The 16,759-nt window shown below is 59.6% G+C and carries 15 protein-coding genes; 11 read left to right on the forward strand and 4 right to left on the reverse strand.

Features of this window, described 5'->3' with window-relative positions:
* Positions 1-256 precede the first annotated feature (256 nt).
* From HMPREF3135_RS07345 to HMPREF3135_RS07365, 5 genes are all read left to right on the forward strand, one after another.
* Positions 257-1,753 (forward strand): methylmalonyl-CoA carboxytransferase subunit 5S, encoded by a 1,497-nt coding sequence (locus HMPREF3135_RS07345; protein ID WP_070438935.1) that lies wholly within the window; start codon positions 257-259, stop codon positions 1,751-1,753.
* 23 nt (positions 1,754-1,776) lie between these two features.
* Positions 1,777-3,390 (forward strand): acyl-CoA carboxylase subunit beta, encoded by a 1,614-nt coding sequence (locus HMPREF3135_RS07350; RefSeq protein WP_070438938.1) that lies wholly within the window; start codon positions 1,777-1,779, stop codon positions 3,388-3,390.
* The gene (locus HMPREF3135_RS07355; RefSeq protein WP_016422965.1) at positions 3,390-3,695 is read left to right on the forward strand and encodes a hypothetical protein; all 306 of its coding nucleotides are present in this window, start codon (positions 3,390-3,392) and stop codon (positions 3,693-3,695) included. Before HMPREF3135_RS07350 ends, HMPREF3135_RS07355 begins: the two co-directional genes overlap by 1 nt.
* Positions 3,696-3,766: 71 nt before the next feature.
* Positions 3,767-4,126 (forward strand): biotin/lipoyl-containing protein, encoded by a 360-nt coding sequence (locus HMPREF3135_RS07360; protein WP_016422964.1) that lies wholly within the window; start codon positions 3,767-3,769, stop codon positions 4,124-4,126.
* A gap of 88 nt (positions 4,127-4,214) precedes the next feature.
* Positions 4,215-5,579 carry a Na+/H+ antiporter family protein gene (locus tag HMPREF3135_RS07365; RefSeq protein ID WP_016422963.1) on the forward strand — a complete coding sequence of 455 codons (1,365 nt, stop codon included), beginning with the start codon at positions 4,215-4,217 and terminating at the stop codon, positions 5,577-5,579.
* Between the two features lie 40 nt (positions 5,580-5,619).
* Here the strand turns inward: HMPREF3135_RS07365 and HMPREF3135_RS07370 are convergent, their stop codons facing one another.
* Positions 5,620-6,318, reverse strand: a complete 699-nt coding sequence (locus HMPREF3135_RS07370; protein ID WP_246818322.1) for a TetR family transcriptional regulator — start codon at positions 6,316-6,318, stop codon at positions 5,620-5,622.
* A gap of 161 nt (positions 6,319-6,479) precedes the next feature.
* Between HMPREF3135_RS07370 and bioB the strand changes: the two genes are divergently transcribed.
* The 6 genes from bioB to nadC all read left to right on the forward strand — a co-directional run bounded on the left by bioB (position 6,480) and on the right by nadC (position 12,257).
* Positions 6,480-7,487, forward strand: a complete 1,008-nt coding sequence (gene bioB, locus HMPREF3135_RS07375) for a biotin synthase BioB (protein ID WP_049190419.1) — start codon at positions 6,480-6,482, stop codon at positions 7,485-7,487.
* Positions 7,474-7,776 (forward strand): biotin synthase auxiliary protein BsaP, encoded by a 303-nt coding sequence (locus HMPREF3135_RS07380; protein ID WP_016422960.1) that lies wholly within the window; start codon positions 7,474-7,476, stop codon positions 7,774-7,776. The genes bioB and HMPREF3135_RS07380 overlap by 14 nt, the downstream gene beginning before the upstream one ends.
* Positions 7,777-7,992: 216 nt before the next feature.
* On the forward strand, positions 7,993-8,430 hold the full coding sequence (locus HMPREF3135_RS07385; RefSeq protein ID WP_246818323.1) for a hypothetical protein: 438 nt from the start codon (positions 7,993-7,995) through the stop codon (positions 8,428-8,430).
* 346 nt (positions 8,431-8,776) lie between these two features.
* Positions 8,777-9,799, forward strand: a complete 1,023-nt coding sequence (gene nadA, locus HMPREF3135_RS07390) for a quinolinate synthase NadA (protein ID WP_246816227.1) — start codon at positions 8,777-8,779, stop codon at positions 9,797-9,799.
* Between the two features lie 58 nt (positions 9,800-9,857).
* Positions 9,858-11,369, forward strand: a complete 1,512-nt coding sequence (locus HMPREF3135_RS07395; RefSeq protein WP_246816228.1) for an L-aspartate oxidase — start codon at positions 9,858-9,860, stop codon at positions 11,367-11,369.
* Positions 11,370-11,375: 6 nt separating this feature from the next.
* Positions 11,376-12,257: a carboxylating nicotinate-nucleotide diphosphorylase gene (gene nadC / locus HMPREF3135_RS07400; RefSeq protein ID WP_048734667.1), complete on the forward strand. Its 882-nt coding sequence runs from the start codon at positions 11,376-11,378 to the stop codon at positions 12,255-12,257.
* Positions 12,258-12,291: 34 nt separating this feature from the next.
* On the opposite strand, the gene HMPREF3135_RS07405 is transcribed toward nadC, so the two are convergent.
* The 3 genes from HMPREF3135_RS07405 to HMPREF3135_RS07415 are packed head-to-tail and all read right to left on the reverse strand — an operon-like array spanning position 12,292 to position 16,491.
* Positions 12,292-12,867: a hypothetical protein gene (locus HMPREF3135_RS07405; RefSeq protein ID WP_048734664.1), complete on the reverse strand. Its 576-nt coding sequence runs from the start codon at positions 12,865-12,867 to the stop codon at positions 12,292-12,294.
* A 50-nt stretch (positions 12,868-12,917) separates the two neighbouring features.
* Positions 12,918-14,744: a hypothetical protein gene (locus HMPREF3135_RS07410; RefSeq protein WP_246818324.1), complete on the reverse strand. Its 1,827-nt coding sequence runs from the start codon at positions 14,742-14,744 to the stop codon at positions 12,918-12,920.
* A gap of 40 nt (positions 14,745-14,784) precedes the next feature.
* Positions 14,785-16,491, reverse strand: a complete 1,707-nt coding sequence (locus tag HMPREF3135_RS07415) for a hypothetical protein (RefSeq protein ID WP_070438957.1) — start codon at positions 16,489-16,491, stop codon at positions 14,785-14,787.
* Positions 16,492-16,759 lie beyond the last annotated feature (268 nt).

Below are 16,759 nucleotides of genomic sequence, written 5' to 3' on the forward strand. Positions count from 1 at the left end.
TTGTAAAAAACATGAGCCTTTTTCGGTCCCGTGTGGGCGCGCCATCCGTCCCATCTGTCGAGCGCACTTCGCAAAAACGACCCCCAAGGAAAAATTCGAGTCGAACGATTAAGAGCATAAACTTCGCGTGAAAATAAGTATTTAACCCTGCAAGTGGGCAATTTGACACTCTAAACGCACCTTGGCGGGCGCCGAATCACCAATATTCGCGGTCACCAACGCGCGAAGATTCCCAAAGGCCTTTACTTTTGGAATTATGAGTCCACGAACCATTGGTGTAACGGAAGTAGCGTTCCGAGACGCTCATCAGAGCCTCATGGCAACGCGAATGGCTATGGAAGACATGGTCGATGTCTGTGAAGAAATGGACAAGGCCGGTTTTTGGAGTGTGGAGTGCTGGGGTGGCGCAACCTTCGACGCTTGCATTCGCTTCCTCAACGAAGACCCCTGGGAGCGACTGCGGACATTCCGCAAACTGATGCCGAACAGCCGCCTGCAGATGCTGCTGCGCGGTCAGAATCTCCTCGGCTACCGCCACTACGAGGACATGGTGGTTGACAAGTTCGTCGAAAAGTCCGCTGAAAACGGCATGGACGTATTCCGTGTTTTCGACGCCCTCAACGATCCACGCAATCTCGAGCACGCCATGCGCGCGGTCAAGAACGTCGACAAGCACGCGCAGGGCACGATCTGCTATACGACGTCTCCGCTTCACGACGTCGACGGGTACGTTAAGCTCGCTGGTCGTCTACTGGATATGGGGGCGGACTCCATTGCGTTGAAGGACATGGCAGCGCTGCTGAAACCTCAGCCGGCTTACGACATCATCCGCGGCATCAAGGAAGCTTACGGCGAGGACACCCAGATTAACGTCCACTGTCACTCGACCACCGGTGTCACGATGGTGACTTTGATGAAAGCCATCGAAGCTGGTGCGGATGTCGTGGACACGGCAATTTCGTCGATGTCGCTGGGCCCGGGGCACAACCCGACCGAGTCGCTGGTGGAAATGTTGGAGGGAACCGACTACACCACCGACCTGAACATGGATAACCTGATCACCATTCGTGACCACTTCCGCAAGGTGCGTCCGAAGTACGCAGAGTTCGAGTCGAAAACCCTGGTCAATACCGACATTTTCATGTCGCAGATTCCTGGTGGCATGTTGTCGAACATGGAAAACCAGCTCAAGGCCCAAGGCGCGGGTGACCGCGTCGAAGAGGTTATGCGTGAGGTACCGATTGTCCGAAAGGACGCCGGTTACCCGCCGCTGGTGACTCCGAGCTCGCAGATCGTCGGCACGCAAGCTGTGTTTAACGTGCTGATGGGACGCTACAAGGTTATGACGGCTGAGTTCGCTGACCTCATGCTCGGCTATTACGGGCAGTGCCCGGGTGAGCGCAACCCAGAGCTGATTAAGCAGGCAGCGGAACAGACTAAGAAGGAAGAAATCACTGTTCGTCCGGCTGATCTCCTCGAGCCAGAGTGGGACGACCTGGTCGAGCAGGCCAAGGAGCTCGACGGTTACAACGGCACCGCCGAGGACGTCCTGACCAACGCACTGTTCCCATCCGTCGCACCGGGATTCTTCACCACGCGCGGCGAAGGGCCGAAGAACGTCGGTAAGACTGCCGAACAGCTCAAGCGCGAGGCGGAGCAGGCCTCAGGTGCTGCCAATGCCATTCGCGAGCCAATTCGCTACAAGGTCACCGTTGGCGGTCGTTCGCAGACCGTCCAGGTGGAACCCGCCTAGGAACATCGGGAGAAGAGATAGCAATGTCGCAAAGTTCAGCAAACCAGCCGAATTCGGCGGATGCCGTCGCGCCGGGCGTCGATGCCTCGATGGCGGAGCGCCTGGATTATTTGGATGCTCAGCGTCGCCGTGTTGAGTCCGGTGGCGGTGAAGCCCGCCAGGCCAAGCAGCACGAACGTGGGAAGATGACTGCCCGCGAGCGTATCGACAACTTCGTCGACGAGGGCACTTTCCGTGAAACCGGGATGTTCATGACTCACCGCACCACCGACTTCGGCATGGATACTGCCGACGCGCCTGCCGACGGCGTGGTCACCGGCACTGCCGCGGTTCTCGGCCGGGCAGTGCACGTGGCCTCCCAGGACTTCACGGTCATGGGTGGCTCCGCTGGTGAAACGCAGTCCCGCAAGGTTGCGGCCACCATGCGCGCTGCTGCCGACAACGGCACTCCGTTCGTGTTTATCAACGACTCCGGTGGTGCTCGCATTCAAGAGGGGATTGACTCTCTGTCGGGCTACGGCCAGGTCTTCTACAACAATGTCTGGCTTTCCGGTCTGGTGCCGCAGATTTCCATCATTGCAGGCCCATGTGCTGGAGGCGCTGCCTACTCGCCAGCGCTGACCGACTTCATCATTCAGACTCGCAAGGCACAGATGTTCATCACCGGCCCGGGCGTTATTAAGTCTGTGACCGGCGAGGAAGTCACCTCCGAGCAGCTCGGTGGCGCTGATGCGCACATGGCCAAGGCCGGCAATATTGACTTCGTTGCCGACGATGACGAGCAGGCCATCCTGATTGCGCAGAAGCTATTAAGCTTCCTGCCACAGAACAACACGGAAGAGCCACCAATCGTGGATCCGGTATTCGACGCCGAGCCGGATCCAGAGCTCCGCGACATCGTCCTCGTCGATGGCAAGAAGGGCTACGATGTCCGCGAGGTCATCATCCGTATCGCCGACAATGGCGATTTCCTCGAGTGCCAGGCGGGTTTTGCCACCAACCTGGTTGTCGGCTTTGGTCGAGTTTTGGGCCGTACCGTGGGCTTTGTCGCCAACCAGCCGAACGTGATGTCCGGTGTGCTGGACATCAATTCCTCGGACAAGGGCGCAAAGTTCATCCGCTTCTGCAATGCCTTTAACATCCCGCTGGTCACCCTGGTTGACGTTCCTGGCTTTATGCCGGGCGTCACCCAGGAGCATGGCGGCATCATCCGCCACGGCGCAAAGATGCTTTACGCATACTCCGCAGCGTCTGTGCCCAAGGTGACCGTCGTCATGCGTAAGGCCTACGGCGGTGCGTACCTGGCGATGTGCTCGAAGGACCTCGGCGCGGACTACGTATTCGCATGGCCGACTGCGGAAATTGCGGTGATGGGCGCAGAGGGTGCGGTCAACGTGGTCTTCCGAAAGGAAATTGCCGCCGCGGGCGACGAGGAAGAGCAGGCGCGCGTGCGCGACGAGCGTATCGCCGAATACAAGACACGCTTCTCGACGCCGTATGTCGCCGCCTCGCGCGGACTGGTCGACGACGTGATTGACCCGGCGGAAACCCGCCTGCGTGTGGCTGACGCACTGTCGGTTCTGCGTAACAAGCGCGAGGTTCGCCCGGCCAAGAAGCACGGATTGGGGCCACAGTAATGTCTGACGGCATCGGTGAGATTAAGGAGCTGCGAGCGCTCGTCGCTGAACTGACCGACCGGTTGGATGCGACCTCGACAAGCTTGCAGAAGGCCACGGCACGACTGAATCAGGCAGAGAGCGAGTTGGCTGAACTGCGCAAACGCGTGGACGCAGATATCCCCGAGGATACTGTCATCGCCATTTCGGCAGCGGTGTCTGCGTACCTGGGCAATCGCGGCAAGGTGAAGGCAATTCGATACAACCGCCATAAGACGTGGGCTGCGCAGGGACGCCAGATCCAGCAGCAGCGCAACCTGCGTTAGTTGGAAATTTTCGATAACCGACTTAATTGAGTCTGACTCATTGACTTTTGCTACGTGAGGATTGTTGAGCCATGAAATTGAAAGTGACTGTCGGCGGCATTGCCTACGATGTCGACGTTGAAGTAGTTGAGGAGCCCAAGCGTCTTTCGCCCATCGTGTTGGGTGGATCGTCGAGCGCTTCCGTTGAGCCGGCCACCGCTAGTGTCTCGGGTGTCTCCGCCAATTCGGTGGTGGCGCCACTGGCAGGTTCGGTCAGCAAGATTTTGGTCGAGGAAGGCCAGAAGATTGAGGCTGGGGAGGTGCTGCTCATTCTCGAGGCAATGAAGATGGAAACCGAGATTACGGCCCCGGCTGCAGGCACCGTCGGCTCTATTCATGTTGAAGTCGGCGACGCAGTGCAGGGCGGCCAGGGACTCGTCTCGATTGATTAGCCGCATTAGCCGGGGGTAAAGATTTTGGGGTGAAGTCTTTCTAGCCCCGGTTGCTGGAAATACTTAAGGTTGCCTTAATATTTTCCTTATGAATGCCGTTCTTCTCGCCGTTTTGGTGATGCTAATCCTGGCAGTCTGCCGGGTACACGTTGTGCTAGCGCTGTTTATTGGCGCCTTAGTCGGTGGTCTTTCCGCCGGTATGGGGCTCGATGCCACAATGGTTGCCTTCCAGGAAGGCCTCTCTGGTGGTGCGAAGATTGCCCTGAGCTATGCCATGCTGGGTGCCTTTGCCATGGCAGTGGCATCCTCCGGGCTGCCCAAACTGCTGGCCGATTGGCTGATTGCCAAGATCGGCACAGAGGATGAAGGCGCTAAATCTAAGGCAGAGGCATGGACCAAGTGGGGCATGGTCGCCGGCATTTTGGCCATGGCGATCATGTCGCAGAACCTCATCCCAGTTCACATTGCGTTTATCCCGCTGATTATTCCGCCGCTGTTGCCGGTATTTAACCGCCTCAACATCGACCGTCGAATGATTACCAGTGTGATGACCTTCGGTTTGGTCACCACCTACATGTGGGTTCCGGTCGGATTCGGTTCTATCTTCCTGAACGACATCCTGCTGGGGAACATCGAGAATGCTGGCCTTGATGTTTCCAATATCAACATCATGATGACGATGGGCATCCCGGCTCTCGGCATGCTGGCCGGTCTGGCCATTGCCGTATTTTTCTCCTACCGGAAGCCACGGCATTACGAAGATCGGCCGATTGCCCAGTCCTCACACGCAGAAACCCAGTCTGACGAACCGGTGTCGAAGTACCGAGTTATCGTTGCTCTCGTTGCAATCGTGGTGACTTTCGTCGTCCAGATTGTGATGAATTCTATGGAGACCGATGCCGATCCGTTGCTGATTGGTGCACTCACTGGTCTGGCAATCTTCATGCTCACCGGTGCCGTGCGCTGGCGTGAGGCGGACGACGTGTTCACCGCCGGTATGAAGATGATGGCCCTGATTGGTTTCATCATGATTTCCGCACAGGGCTTCGCCTCGGTGATGTCGGAGTCCGGCCAGATCGAGCCGCTGGTGACCGCTACTGCAGAGCTGTTTGCGGGCAACAAGCCTGCCGCTGCATTCGCCATGCTGGTCGTTGGTCTGGTGGTCACGATGGGTATTGGTTCGTCCTTCTCGACGCTGCCGATTATCGCCATCATCTATGTGCCGTTGTGTGTATCGCTGGGCTTCTCGCCGATGGCTACCGTCGCCATCATTGGTACTGCAGGTGCTCTGGGCGATGCTGGTTCGCCGGCATCGGACTCGACGCTCGGCCCGACGATGGGTCTCAATGCCGACGGGCAGCACGACCACATTCGCGATTCGGTTATTCCGACCTTCCTGCACTTCAACCTGCCGCTGCTGGCAGCTGGTTGGGTAGCAGCTCTGGTGCTCTAGCGCCGCGGCTTGACCGTGAGTGTGATTGCTCCAGCGGGGCTTAATGACCTGCGATTCCCTTAGTCCCCGCAACCCCCGCAATTCCGGCGATAAAGAGCTCGGTTCCCAGTGCAATGCGCTGGCGGCCGAGCTCTTTTGCCTGTGCAGCAGCATCTTCAGAGGAAGTCTCGACCTCAAGATCCTTATCATCGGCGTTCTCGCCACTGGTGTCGCCCTTGTTGGAAACGCCCTTGGCGCCGTTCAGGTCAAGCGCGATGGCTGTCTGCTGGTCGACTGTCGCACCGAGAATGAAGTACACGAGGACAGACGCGGTATCAGCCGCTGAGGGGGTGTTAATGGAGGTTTCGGGTGCATTCTCCAGGGCGTCGGCAAGCAGTTGTTCGGGGCGAATCGTGGCGGTGCCCGTAGCGAGTGCGGCCGAGACGACCTCGGCGCCATCCCGATGAGCGGTGAGGCAGGAGTAGAGCAGCTCGGCGACGGCTTCGATGTCGGCACGCCAATCGCCGGTGGCGGAAAACTCTGTGCAGGGAGCCAAGATGCGGTCAGCGACGGCACCCAGCAGTGCCTGCTTGGAAGGGTAGTGCCAGTACATTGCGCCAGCGGCGGTACCCAAGTGGCGAGTCAGGCGGCGGATCGTGAGATCGCCGAGTCCGTACTCGTTGAGAATGGTAAGAGCTGCGTCGACAATGATGTCCTTGGTCAATTGCACACTGCCTACCGTAGACGAAAGAAGAATCATCTGGAAGATGCCTTAAGGCTGAGATGCGGAGCGTAAATCCGCGACACGACGGGAATTGAACCCTGTTCGACATTCTGTAGCTGCGGTATTAAGTTTGATAACTGAACAACTTCTGAAACGGTGTTCAAGTTTTATCCCCAGCCTCAAGGAGCGTCACCCCCATGACTCAACAGCAGCAGGACATTTTGGAACTCGCCCGAGAAAAGGTGCTCGGCCGCGGTGAGGGGCTGAACTATGAGGAGACCCTGGCAGTTCTCAATCTCGATGACGACAGCATCGAGGATCTGCTGGCGCTGGCTCACGAGGTGCGCTTGAAGTGGTGCGGCGAAGAGGTCGAGGTTGAAGGCATTATCTCGCTGAAGACTGGCGGCTGCCCAGAGGACTGCCACTTCTGTTCGCAGTCGGGTCTGTTCGAGTCCCCGGTGCGTTCGGCATGGCTGGATATCCCGGCGCTGGTGGACGCCGCTAAGCAGACCGCAAAGTCGGGTGCGACTGAGTTCTGCATCGTTGCTGCAGTAAAGGGGCCGGACGAGCGACTGCTCAGCCAGATGGAACAGGCTGTCGCCGCCATTCAGGCAGAGGTGGACATTAATGTGGCCGCCTCTATGGGCATTCTGACGCAGGAGCAGGTGGATCGCCTGGCCAAGGCTGGTATTCACCGCTACAACCACAACCTCGAGACCGCCAAGAGCTACTTCCCGCAGGTCGTGACCACCCACACTTGGGAAGAGCGCCATGACACCCTGCGCATGGTCGGCGAAGCCGGTATGGAGGTCTGCTGTGGCGGCATCCTGGGTATGGGAGAGACCCTTGAGCAGCGTGCCGAGTTCGCTCAGGACCTGGCAGCCCTCAACCCGACCGAGGTGCCGATGAACTTCCTCGACCCGCGCCCGGGCACTCCGTTCGCCGGTCGCGAGCCGATGCCAGCCAAGGACGCACTGCGTGCCATCGGTGCCTTCCGTCTGGCACTGCCGAAGACCATCCTGCGTTTTGCTGGCGGTCGTGAGCTCACCCTGGGCGACCTGGGCGCAGAAAAGGGGCTGCTCGGCGGTATCAACGCTGTCATTGTCGGTAATTACCTGACCACTCTGGGCCGTCCGGCGGAGCAGGATCTGGACATGCTTGGCAAGGTACGACTCCCAATTAAGGCCCTCAATGCAACTGTCTAAGCCTCGGACATCTAGCCCGCGCTCGCCGCGGAGTAAGAAAGTCGACTCCACAGAGCTGCTCCAGGCCATGGTGCTGGGAGATGAGCCCAAGTTCGATCCTTTTACCGGCGCCGACCTCGAAGCTGGTGAAGTGCGCGAACGCTCCTATGGTGCAAAAGCTGGACTGGAGGCGCCTCGGTTCTGCCAGCTCTGTGGGCGCCGGATGGTGGTGCAGGTGCGTCCGGACGGCTGGACTGCAAAGTGCTCGCGCCACGGCGAAGTGGACTCCGTTATGTTGGAGCAGCGATAAAAGGTGCTGGTTGTGCAAGTGCGCCGTTCAGGCGCGCTAGTACTGGATGCGCGCCGTGAGGTAAGTTTGTCAACTATGACTATGAAAAATACCCGAGTCCCACACGTTGAAAAGCAGAGCGTGGCAATGGCCTCGGGTATTGTTCTCTTCTCCGTTGTAACGGGAGCGATAACGGGAGTGGCCTGGGCGTTTCTGCGACCCAAGCAGCAAGTGCAAATGCTCCCCAATAACCAACTAGCGATTATTCAGGAAACCGTTGACGCTGGTTTTATTGGGCTGCTCTGGTTTGTTGCTGTCACTGCCCTCAGCGGCCTGGTGCTGGGAATCACTACCTTCCGAAACCGTGCCATCACGACCCCTGCACAGATGCTCACAGCAATTGGATGGGCAGGTTTCTCCGCGTTGATGAGCGCAGCAGTGACGTACCTTGTCGGTCAGTCGGTTGCGGCATTGCTCCAGCCGGATCTGGCGGGAATGCAGCCGGGCGATAAGTTCGCGGTGATTCCGGACTTCAAAACCTATGTAGCACTGCTGGTCGCGCCACTGGTTGCCATGCTCGCACTGTGGTCCCGGGTGTTGTTCCAAACGGACTTCACGGAAGGCAACGAGAGCGCTGCGGACAATGCTACGGACGCAGATTCGGTCACTAAGTGAGACAGTGAGGTTCTGCGCGGGGGCCGTCGTAAAGCACTACTTCCTACTGAACAGGGGTAGTTATTGGGAAATAGGCTTATACAAGCCTTACAATTTTGGGAAATAGGCTCGTCCTCGATGCCGGTATTCGCCCCGTTTTAGGGGCATTTTCGATATTGTGTGGCGAGCTTAGGTCTCTTGCACTTGCCCGTTTGAGTCCGCTGCGAATGCCTCCGGGGATCGTTGCCGGTAACGGTGACGGCGTTTTCTCCGGTCGTAGCCACAGCCCATTGAAGTAAGGACGTAGTTTTCCGTGAATACCAGCCTTGCGGCCAATGCTTCCAGCCTGCCGCGCCTTGAATCGGATCTGTACGAATCGGTAGTCGATAAAGATGGCCGCTACGGTGGCGTAATTGCAGATGAGCGCTGGGCTCAGGAGATTAAGCGCCTCGCCCGCGAACGCAATGCCGTAATTCTTGCGCACAACTACCAGCTGCCGGAGATTCAGGATATTGCCGATTACACCGGCGATTCCCTCGGGCTTTCCCGCATCGCTGCGGAAACCGATGCCGATGTCATCGTTTTCTGTGGTGTCCACTTCATGGCGGAAACCGCCAAAATTCTGAGCCCTGAGAAGACTGTCCTTATTCCGGACGAGCGCGCCGGCTGCTCCCTGGCGGACTCCATCACTGCAGACGAACTGGCCGAGTGGAAGGCTGAGAATCCCGGCGCACTGGTGGTCAGCTACGTCAACACCACGGCAGACGTAAAGGCTCTGACCGACATCTGCTGTACTTCCTCCAACGCCGTCGACGTGGTCAAGTCCATCCCGGAAGACCAAGAGATCCTGTTCAACCCGGATCAGTTCCTCGGCGCACACGTTCGCCGTGAGACCGGCCGCGACAACATCAAGGTATGGGCTGGTGAGTGCCACGTCCACGCCAACATCAACGGTGAGGAACTCGCGCACCGCGCGGAAGAGAACGCCGATTCGCAGCTGTTCATCCACCCGGAGTGCGGTTGCGCGAACTCTGCGATTTACCTCGCGGGTGAAGGCACTATTGAGCCGGAGCGCGTGCAGATGCTCTCCACCGGCGAGATGCTGACCGAGGCGCAGAAGCTGAAGGAGAACGAGCCCAACGGCAAGGTGCTCGTGGCCACTGAGGTGGGCATGCTCCACCAGCTGCGCAAGGCCGCACCGGATGTCGACTTTGAGCCAGTCAACGACCGCGCTTCCTGCTCGTACATGAAGCTCATCACCCCGGCGGCTCTGCTGCGCTGCCTCGTTGAGGGCACCGATGAGGTCGACGTCGCCCCTGAGGTCGCCGACAAGGCGCGCGCCTCGGTCGAGCGCATGATCGCCATCGGTAATCCAGGCGGGGGCGAGTAACACGTTTGGTCTGCGCCCATCATTCGACAGTTGGACACTGACGTGTGACTTCCTCGTCATCGGCGGGGGAGTCGCAGGGCTCAGTGCTGCGCGTAGGGCCCTTGAGCTCGGCCTCGACGTGCTGGTTATCGACAGCGTCGAGTGGCGGGTCGGTGCCCGCAAACAGCTGCGTTTCGCCGATGCCGCCACGAATCTCGCACAGGGCGGGCTCGCGGTCGTCGGGCTTGACGACGACCCCAGCGGCCGTGTGGCCAATGGGTTCGACGACACCACTGATTCCCATATCGCGGACACCATCGATGCCGGTGCCGGCCACTGCGATGAAGGGGCCGTGGCTTCTATCATCCGTGCCGGCGCTGCGGCGACCGAGTGGCTGATTGGGCTAGGCGGCACATTTGACCCGGCGCCGGATAACCCGGCCGTATATTCCCGCACCAAAGAGGGCGGACACCACGCGCGGCGCATCATTCATGCCGGTGGTGACGCCACTGGTGCTGAAATTGAGCGCGCCCTAGAAGCCTCAGTTACCGGCGTGCGAGTACTGCAGAACGCTACAGCGCGCCAGCTCATCGTTGGCAAAGACGGCCGCGTGCTGGGGGCGCTGGTAGCGGATCCCCGCGGTGGCGGCGCTATTCGCGCAGGTGCAACTCTGCTGGCTACCGGTGGCGTGGGGCATATTTACCGCGCGACCACGGCGCCCTCGGGCGCCCGCGGTGAGGCTATCGGCATGGCCTCCGACGCTGGCGCGGAGATTCGTGACATGGAGTTTATCCAGTTCCACCCGACAGTGCTCTATGACGAGCGCTCGGCATCAGACGGCACCGGCCGACGCCATCTCATCAGCGAGGCTGTCCGTGGTGAAGGAGCCATCCTCGTCGATTCCCGGGGAAACAGTGTGACCGCCGGCGTTGACCCTCGCGGGGACCTGGCTCCGCGCGATATCGTCTCGCGCGCCATCGCGACTCGCATGCGCCAGCTCGGCGAGGACCATGTCTTCCTCGACGCACGTCACATCGACAACTTCGCCGTCCGCTTTCCGACGATTACAGCGGGCCTGACCGCAGCGGAGATTGATCCGACCAAGGACCTCATTCCCGTGGCCCCGGCGGTCCACTACACCTGTGGTGGCATTGCCGTCGACCCATTCGGTGCAACTTGCGTGCCGGGTCTCTTTGCAGCCGGTGAATGCTCCGCGACGGGGCTGCACGGTGCCAACAGGTTGGCTTCCAATTCGTTGCTGGAAGGACTGGTCGTCGGCAAGCGGGTGGCCGAAAAAGTCGCTGAAACACACGCTGTGCCGGTCGGGGACGAGGAATTCGCAGCGGCGGTTGAAGGCCTGCCGCAGCCACGGCCGGAACTGGAACCGCGCCAGCTTTTCCGGTTGCAGACTGCGATGCAGGAAGGTGCTGGTGTAACGCGCAATGAGCAGAGTTTGCGGCAGGCTTTGGCGGTTATCGATCGGCTCCCGCAATCGGTTCAGGTCGTAGCCGCAAGGAAAGTTGTCGAAGCGGCATTGGCACGACCATATACTTTGGGGTGCCACACTTGGTTTGAAAAGGACAGGGATTAGCTAGCCATGACTCTTGAGAAGGACACTCTGCGCGGGGTGCTGAACGAAAACATCACCCGCGGACTCATTCGGACGGCACTGCAGGAAGATATGAGCTTCGGGCCGGATGTGACCTCGCTGTCGACAGTCTCGGCAGCTGCGCAGGCACGCGCCCGGCTGGTGGCCCGGCAAGAGGGCGTTATCGCGGCTATCGATGCGGTGGAGTGGACGCTGCAGGAGGTCATCTCGGGTGAGTTCACCGTCGAAAAGCACGTTGAAGATGGCACCCTGGTGCGTCCTGGCACAGTGCTGGCAACGATTTCTGCGCCGACTCGGGGGTTGCTGACTGCTGAGCGGACAATGCTGAATATCCTCACGCACGCCAGTGGTGTAGCTACTGCGACGCGCCAGTGGGCTGACGCAATCGTTGGCACCGGTGCGCGGGTGCGAGATTCCCGAAAGACACTGCCGGGTCTGCGCAACCTGGAAAAGTATGCGGTGACCTGCGGTGGTGGAATTAACCACCGCTATGCATTGGGCGATGAGGCACTGATTAAGGACAACCACGTGGTGGCCGTCGGTTCCGTGTCCGGTGCGTTGAAGAGGGTGCGGGCTCAGTATCCGGAGCTGCCGTGCGAGGTGGAAGTCGATACCCTCGCACAGCTCGATGAAATCCTGCCGATGAAGCCGGACATCGTCATGCTGGACAACTTCGAGGTCTGGGAGACCCAGATCGCGGTGCAGCGCCGCTCGCAGATTTCTCCGGCCACCCAGCTGGAGTCCTCTGGTGGACTGACCATCGATGTGGCTCGTGAGTACGCGTCCTGTGGTGTCGATTACCTGGCTGTGGGCGCGCTGACCCACTCGGCCAAGGTGTTCGATGTCGGACTCGACTTCGACGAGCAGTAGCTGAATCAGCCCCGGTTTCGCCTCGTAGCTTCGCCTACAGGCGACGGGCAATCTCTGCCCCAATCTCGCTTAGTGCCGACCCCCAGCGCTCCCGTGATTGCTCATCACAGGTTTCCTGTGCGCGGTAAAGCGCCTTCTCCGCAGCACCGACATCGCCCAAATGCAGGTGGCACTGTGCAATTTGTGCAAGCAGAGGCACGGCCTGGATATTGAGCTTGTCGGACTGGAAAAGTCCCGCCGCTAACTCCAGGTGATCAATGGCGCGCCCCTGATGTCCTCGACGAATCTCTGCCTGGCCGTTCAAGGTGTGCCACATCGCCCAGCGCAAGTGGCGCGGTGGGGTGTCCGCGGTCGGCTCGAAGCCGTCTTTTTCCAGGTTATCCAGCAGATCCAACCAATCCGCGGCCTTGTCCATCAGCTTTGGTGCAGAGCCACGGATGGGGCGCCCCAGACTGTCGGTCTGCGGGGCATCAGCCTTGTCGCCGAGTTCCTCGAACCCCTGCATCAGAGTTAGGGCTGCTTCCCAGAGGTTGTTTTCCTCAGCCAATGCCGTGGCGGCGTCGAAAAGCTGCTGCGGGCTAGAAGTCGCGGAATCACCAGAAGTAGTCATGACCTAACACTCTACTTTGTGTCACCGCCAGTACCGAAGTGGGCGGGGCGCTAGTATTCGTCGTCAAGCGACTGAATGATGATGACGTCAAGGGCATCGAGAACAGGATGGCCTTCCCACACGTCGCGGGGCAGAAGCTCTTCGACGCGCCGAGCATAGGCGGCGGCTCCGTCGGAATCACCCGCGTCGAGACGGTAGCGAACCCCCGCCAGCAGCGCGCGGGCGGCTTCCTCGCCATCGCCGGACTGCAGGTAGCCCTTCGCGGCGGCTTCCACATGGTTGATAGCCAACGTGTCGCGGCCAGCGGAGTAGAAGACGTAGGCGGCATCGTCGTGCCAGTCGGCGAGTGACCAGTCGTCGGAGATGAGCTTCTGAGAACGCAGCAGAAGGTCCTCAGCCTCGTTGAGCGTGTGGTCAATGGCGGCGGAAGCGTCCTCAGAGACGATCTCGGCGGTGAATTCGGAGCCCTCTTCGGAAATGACCAGGTCAATGACATGAATGATGGAACGCGCAGCCTGGCGGTAGGCCTTGGCCGCGCCCTTGGTATCGCCGTTGCGTTCAAGGTGCTCGCCGTGTTCGATGAGCAGCTTTGCCGCCTGGCGGGGATTATTGCCGAGCCCCGCGGCTGTGGAGGCAATAGAAAACGCCGCGTCGGTGCGTTCTTCATCGGCGGTAAATGCTGACCAGTGCGCAACTGGTTCGGCAAAGCGCAGCGCCTCGTCAACCTCGTCGGCATCGAGGAGACTGCGGGCCAAAACGAGCTGGATATCCATGGTGATGGGGTTGACCGGCATGCCCTCGGCGCTGGCGAGCGCGCGGCGAGCAAATTCGGCGGATTCCGCGAAATCGCCGTGGGCGTTGAGAAGCGCACAGAGCAGACGCACGCTGCGAAGCACCGCGACCGTGAGTCCTGCATCGAGACCAGCCTGCACGATTGGGCGTAGCTGGCGGATTGCCTCCGCTTCCTCACCAGCTTCCAGAGAGAGAAAAGCCAGAAATTGGCGCGCTTCAATCGTCGTGGTGACGGGTTCCGACTGAGGAGCCGCTGCGACGCTGGCAGCGATGCGGGCGGCCCTGCGCAGCTCACCACGGCTGTGCGCGAGCTGCGCCTCCAACAGCTTCCGGTCGTCGAAACTGCTTCGCTTTGGTGCCCAGCGTGCGGACCATTCAGAGAGCTGACCGGCGATTTCCGCCCGGCGCGCCAGCGATGCTGCGGCGCCGGCAACAGCCGCGCTGACCAGGTAGTAATAGGCCTCGCCGGGCTGTGGAGTGGTGGCGACGATGTCCCTAGCAAGGCTGATCAGCTCAGGGATTTCGGAGTCCTCGGGGCGCCGGCCGGTGATGGCATCACCTGGGTTGGCGTCGATGAAGGCCTCAGCCTCGGCGAATGCTCCGTAGGAGCGTGCGTGCAAGATCGCGGGGCGGATGTTGGCCTCAGTTGCCCAGCGCAGCCACTCGGCGCGTGCAGCAGCGGCTTCTTCTACCAATTCCAGTTGGTCGGCAACTGCATGCCTAAGTGCGTGGAATTCGCCAATGACATCGGGGGAGTTGGTAGGCGCGTCGGCCAACCAGTGCGTGTGGGCGAACTTGGTGACAGCGCGCCAACTGGTGACGTGGTCGAGCGTGGCACCGGCCTTGCGGGAAATAACCAGCAGCTCCGGGAGGGAGTCCGGCAATGCCTTTAGCGGATTGGGCAGGGGAGGAAAGTCCAAGGGATCGGACGAGTTCTCCGTTGCTGATGCGTTTTCCGAATTCACTGACACGTGGTCGGCAGCGATGCCGGCATCCCAATCGCCAACTTGAATTTCAGACTCAGAGTTTTCTTCTTCCCACCAGACCATTGGACTATCTTCGCCCGTGGCATCGGGAAGATGCAAAACTGCTTTGCTTTTCAGACCTGTACAGCCGGATGCGCTGTTAATCCGGGTTTGAAAAGCTACGCATTAGTTCACGAACTTCATCGCGCACCGGGTGATCCGGGCCGACTAGGTCGCCGATGCGAATCGCGAACCGGCGGGCGCGTTCCTCATTGTTATCACTAGCAGCAGCACGCACCGCGATAGTCAGTGTGCGGGCCGCGTCGGCAGGGGCGTGGGCTTCTAAGAAAAGCTCGGCAGCTTCGTCGGAGTACTTGTACACGCCGTCGTTGTCCCACACAGACCAGCACAGCAGCGCCTGCGCTTCGTGCCACTTGGCCGATTCCCAGGACCCAACCACGTAGCCACGTGAGCGTTCCATCAGGTGGTCGGTCAACTCACTTGTGGCGCCCACGTTACTGAGTGATAGTGCGGCATTCATCAGAGTTTCCGCAGGTGAAATCGGTGACGAGTATCCGGCACGAATATCGGCCAGCGCGTCGAAGAGCACTGCCGCATGTTCAGTATTTCCCTCTTGGACTGCCGATTCCGCCGCAATAGCACAGGAAAAATCAGTACGCGCGGAATCCTGGGTAGGCTCAGACCACTTTGCAACCGACTCCGCTTCCTGGCCGGCGTGGCGGAAATCTCCGAGCTCGTACAGTGCCGTTGCCTTCAGCAGCGCGATTTCCATGGTGACTTCACAGTCGGGGTAGTCTTCTGACACGTCCTGGGCGCGCTGAGTCAGCTTCAGCATCTCCTCGGCATCGGGTTTGTTGTGTGCGACCTCGAAGTTGATGTCTGCCATCTCGCGAACCGCGAGAATATAGTCAGTGTCCAGTCTGTGCTGGTCCGCGACTGCCACGTTGTTCGACAGCATTCGGAACGCGGTATCGCTATTACCGGTCTCTATCGAGTACCGTGCCAAATTCTGCCTCAGCTCAAGGCCCGCGATTACGGAGCGGTTACCGATTGCATTGAGCTGTGAGGCGCAAAGTCGCGCTGCGTCGACGACCTTCCCGGCTCGGTGCAGCAGTGATGCCTCCGTCAGAGTCTTCGCCAGCGCGATCGACTCAAACTTATCCTCATTCGGCAGTGCCCGAATCATCTCGTGCAGCTCCCGTGCTAAGTCCTCACGGTTGACCTTTCGCAAGGCGCTCGCAATCCGAATCAGCGCGTCAGTCAGTGCCGCCCGCTTCTTCCACTGGCGGGGGCTAAACGGTTCATCCGCTTCTTCGCTTGCCGACGATTCCTGCGGCCGCAGCCCATCCGCATCCGTGGTCACCGCGCTGTGACTGCTGGTTGGGGCATCCAGATCGTCGGCAAGCACGAGTGCCCGGTACGAGGTGATTTCCCTGCTCATGCGTGCGATGAGGGGGATTTCGGTCTCTGCGGCAGCAGAGGTTGGACCATCGGCGATAAAGGTGGTGTAGCGGCGGGCTTCGTCTGCCGCCAGCCGTGCCCGGGCGCGCCAGTACTCCGGGACATTGTCGTTATCGGATGCCCATACCATCCAGTTCAGGGCGGCATCGTGCGCAGCTGTCATCATGCCGAGAGATTCGGTGACCTCGCGGACTATGCGGTAAAACGCGCCGACGTGTTCGGTAACGCCGTGGGCCTCCGGATCGGAAAAGAGTTGTGGGTTGTAGAAATGATGCGCGAAAACTGATTCCAGTTGGCGCGTGGCCAGGGAATTATCGGCTGCGGTCGCTTCTGCGTAGTCTGCGACGAGCTTCCGCAAATCCGGGCTGTTTCCGTCCTGGTTCAACAGCTGGCCTTTCTACGACTGGTTACTACTTTCCCTAACACTGTAATGGGTCACTGTGGCGGAACTAACTTGCGCCACAGTATGAGGGGTTAAATGGGGCAATCGGTATGAACCGGGCGTGAGAAAGATATGCTTAGTTCATACTCAAGGGTGCCTTTAAGGGCGAATAGTAGCGAAAACCGTGGATAAAGTCTTTGGCTTGACCCAGATTTTCAATACTTTGTTGTCATTTCTTTGTCACTCTGAAGTGCTCACGTATGAATCCATC

It is taken from the genome of Corynebacterium sp. HMSC14H10 (assembly GCF_001807105.1).
GTDB classification, from domain to species: domain Bacteria; phylum Actinomycetota; class Actinomycetes; order Mycobacteriales; family Mycobacteriaceae; genus Corynebacterium; species Corynebacterium jeikeium_D.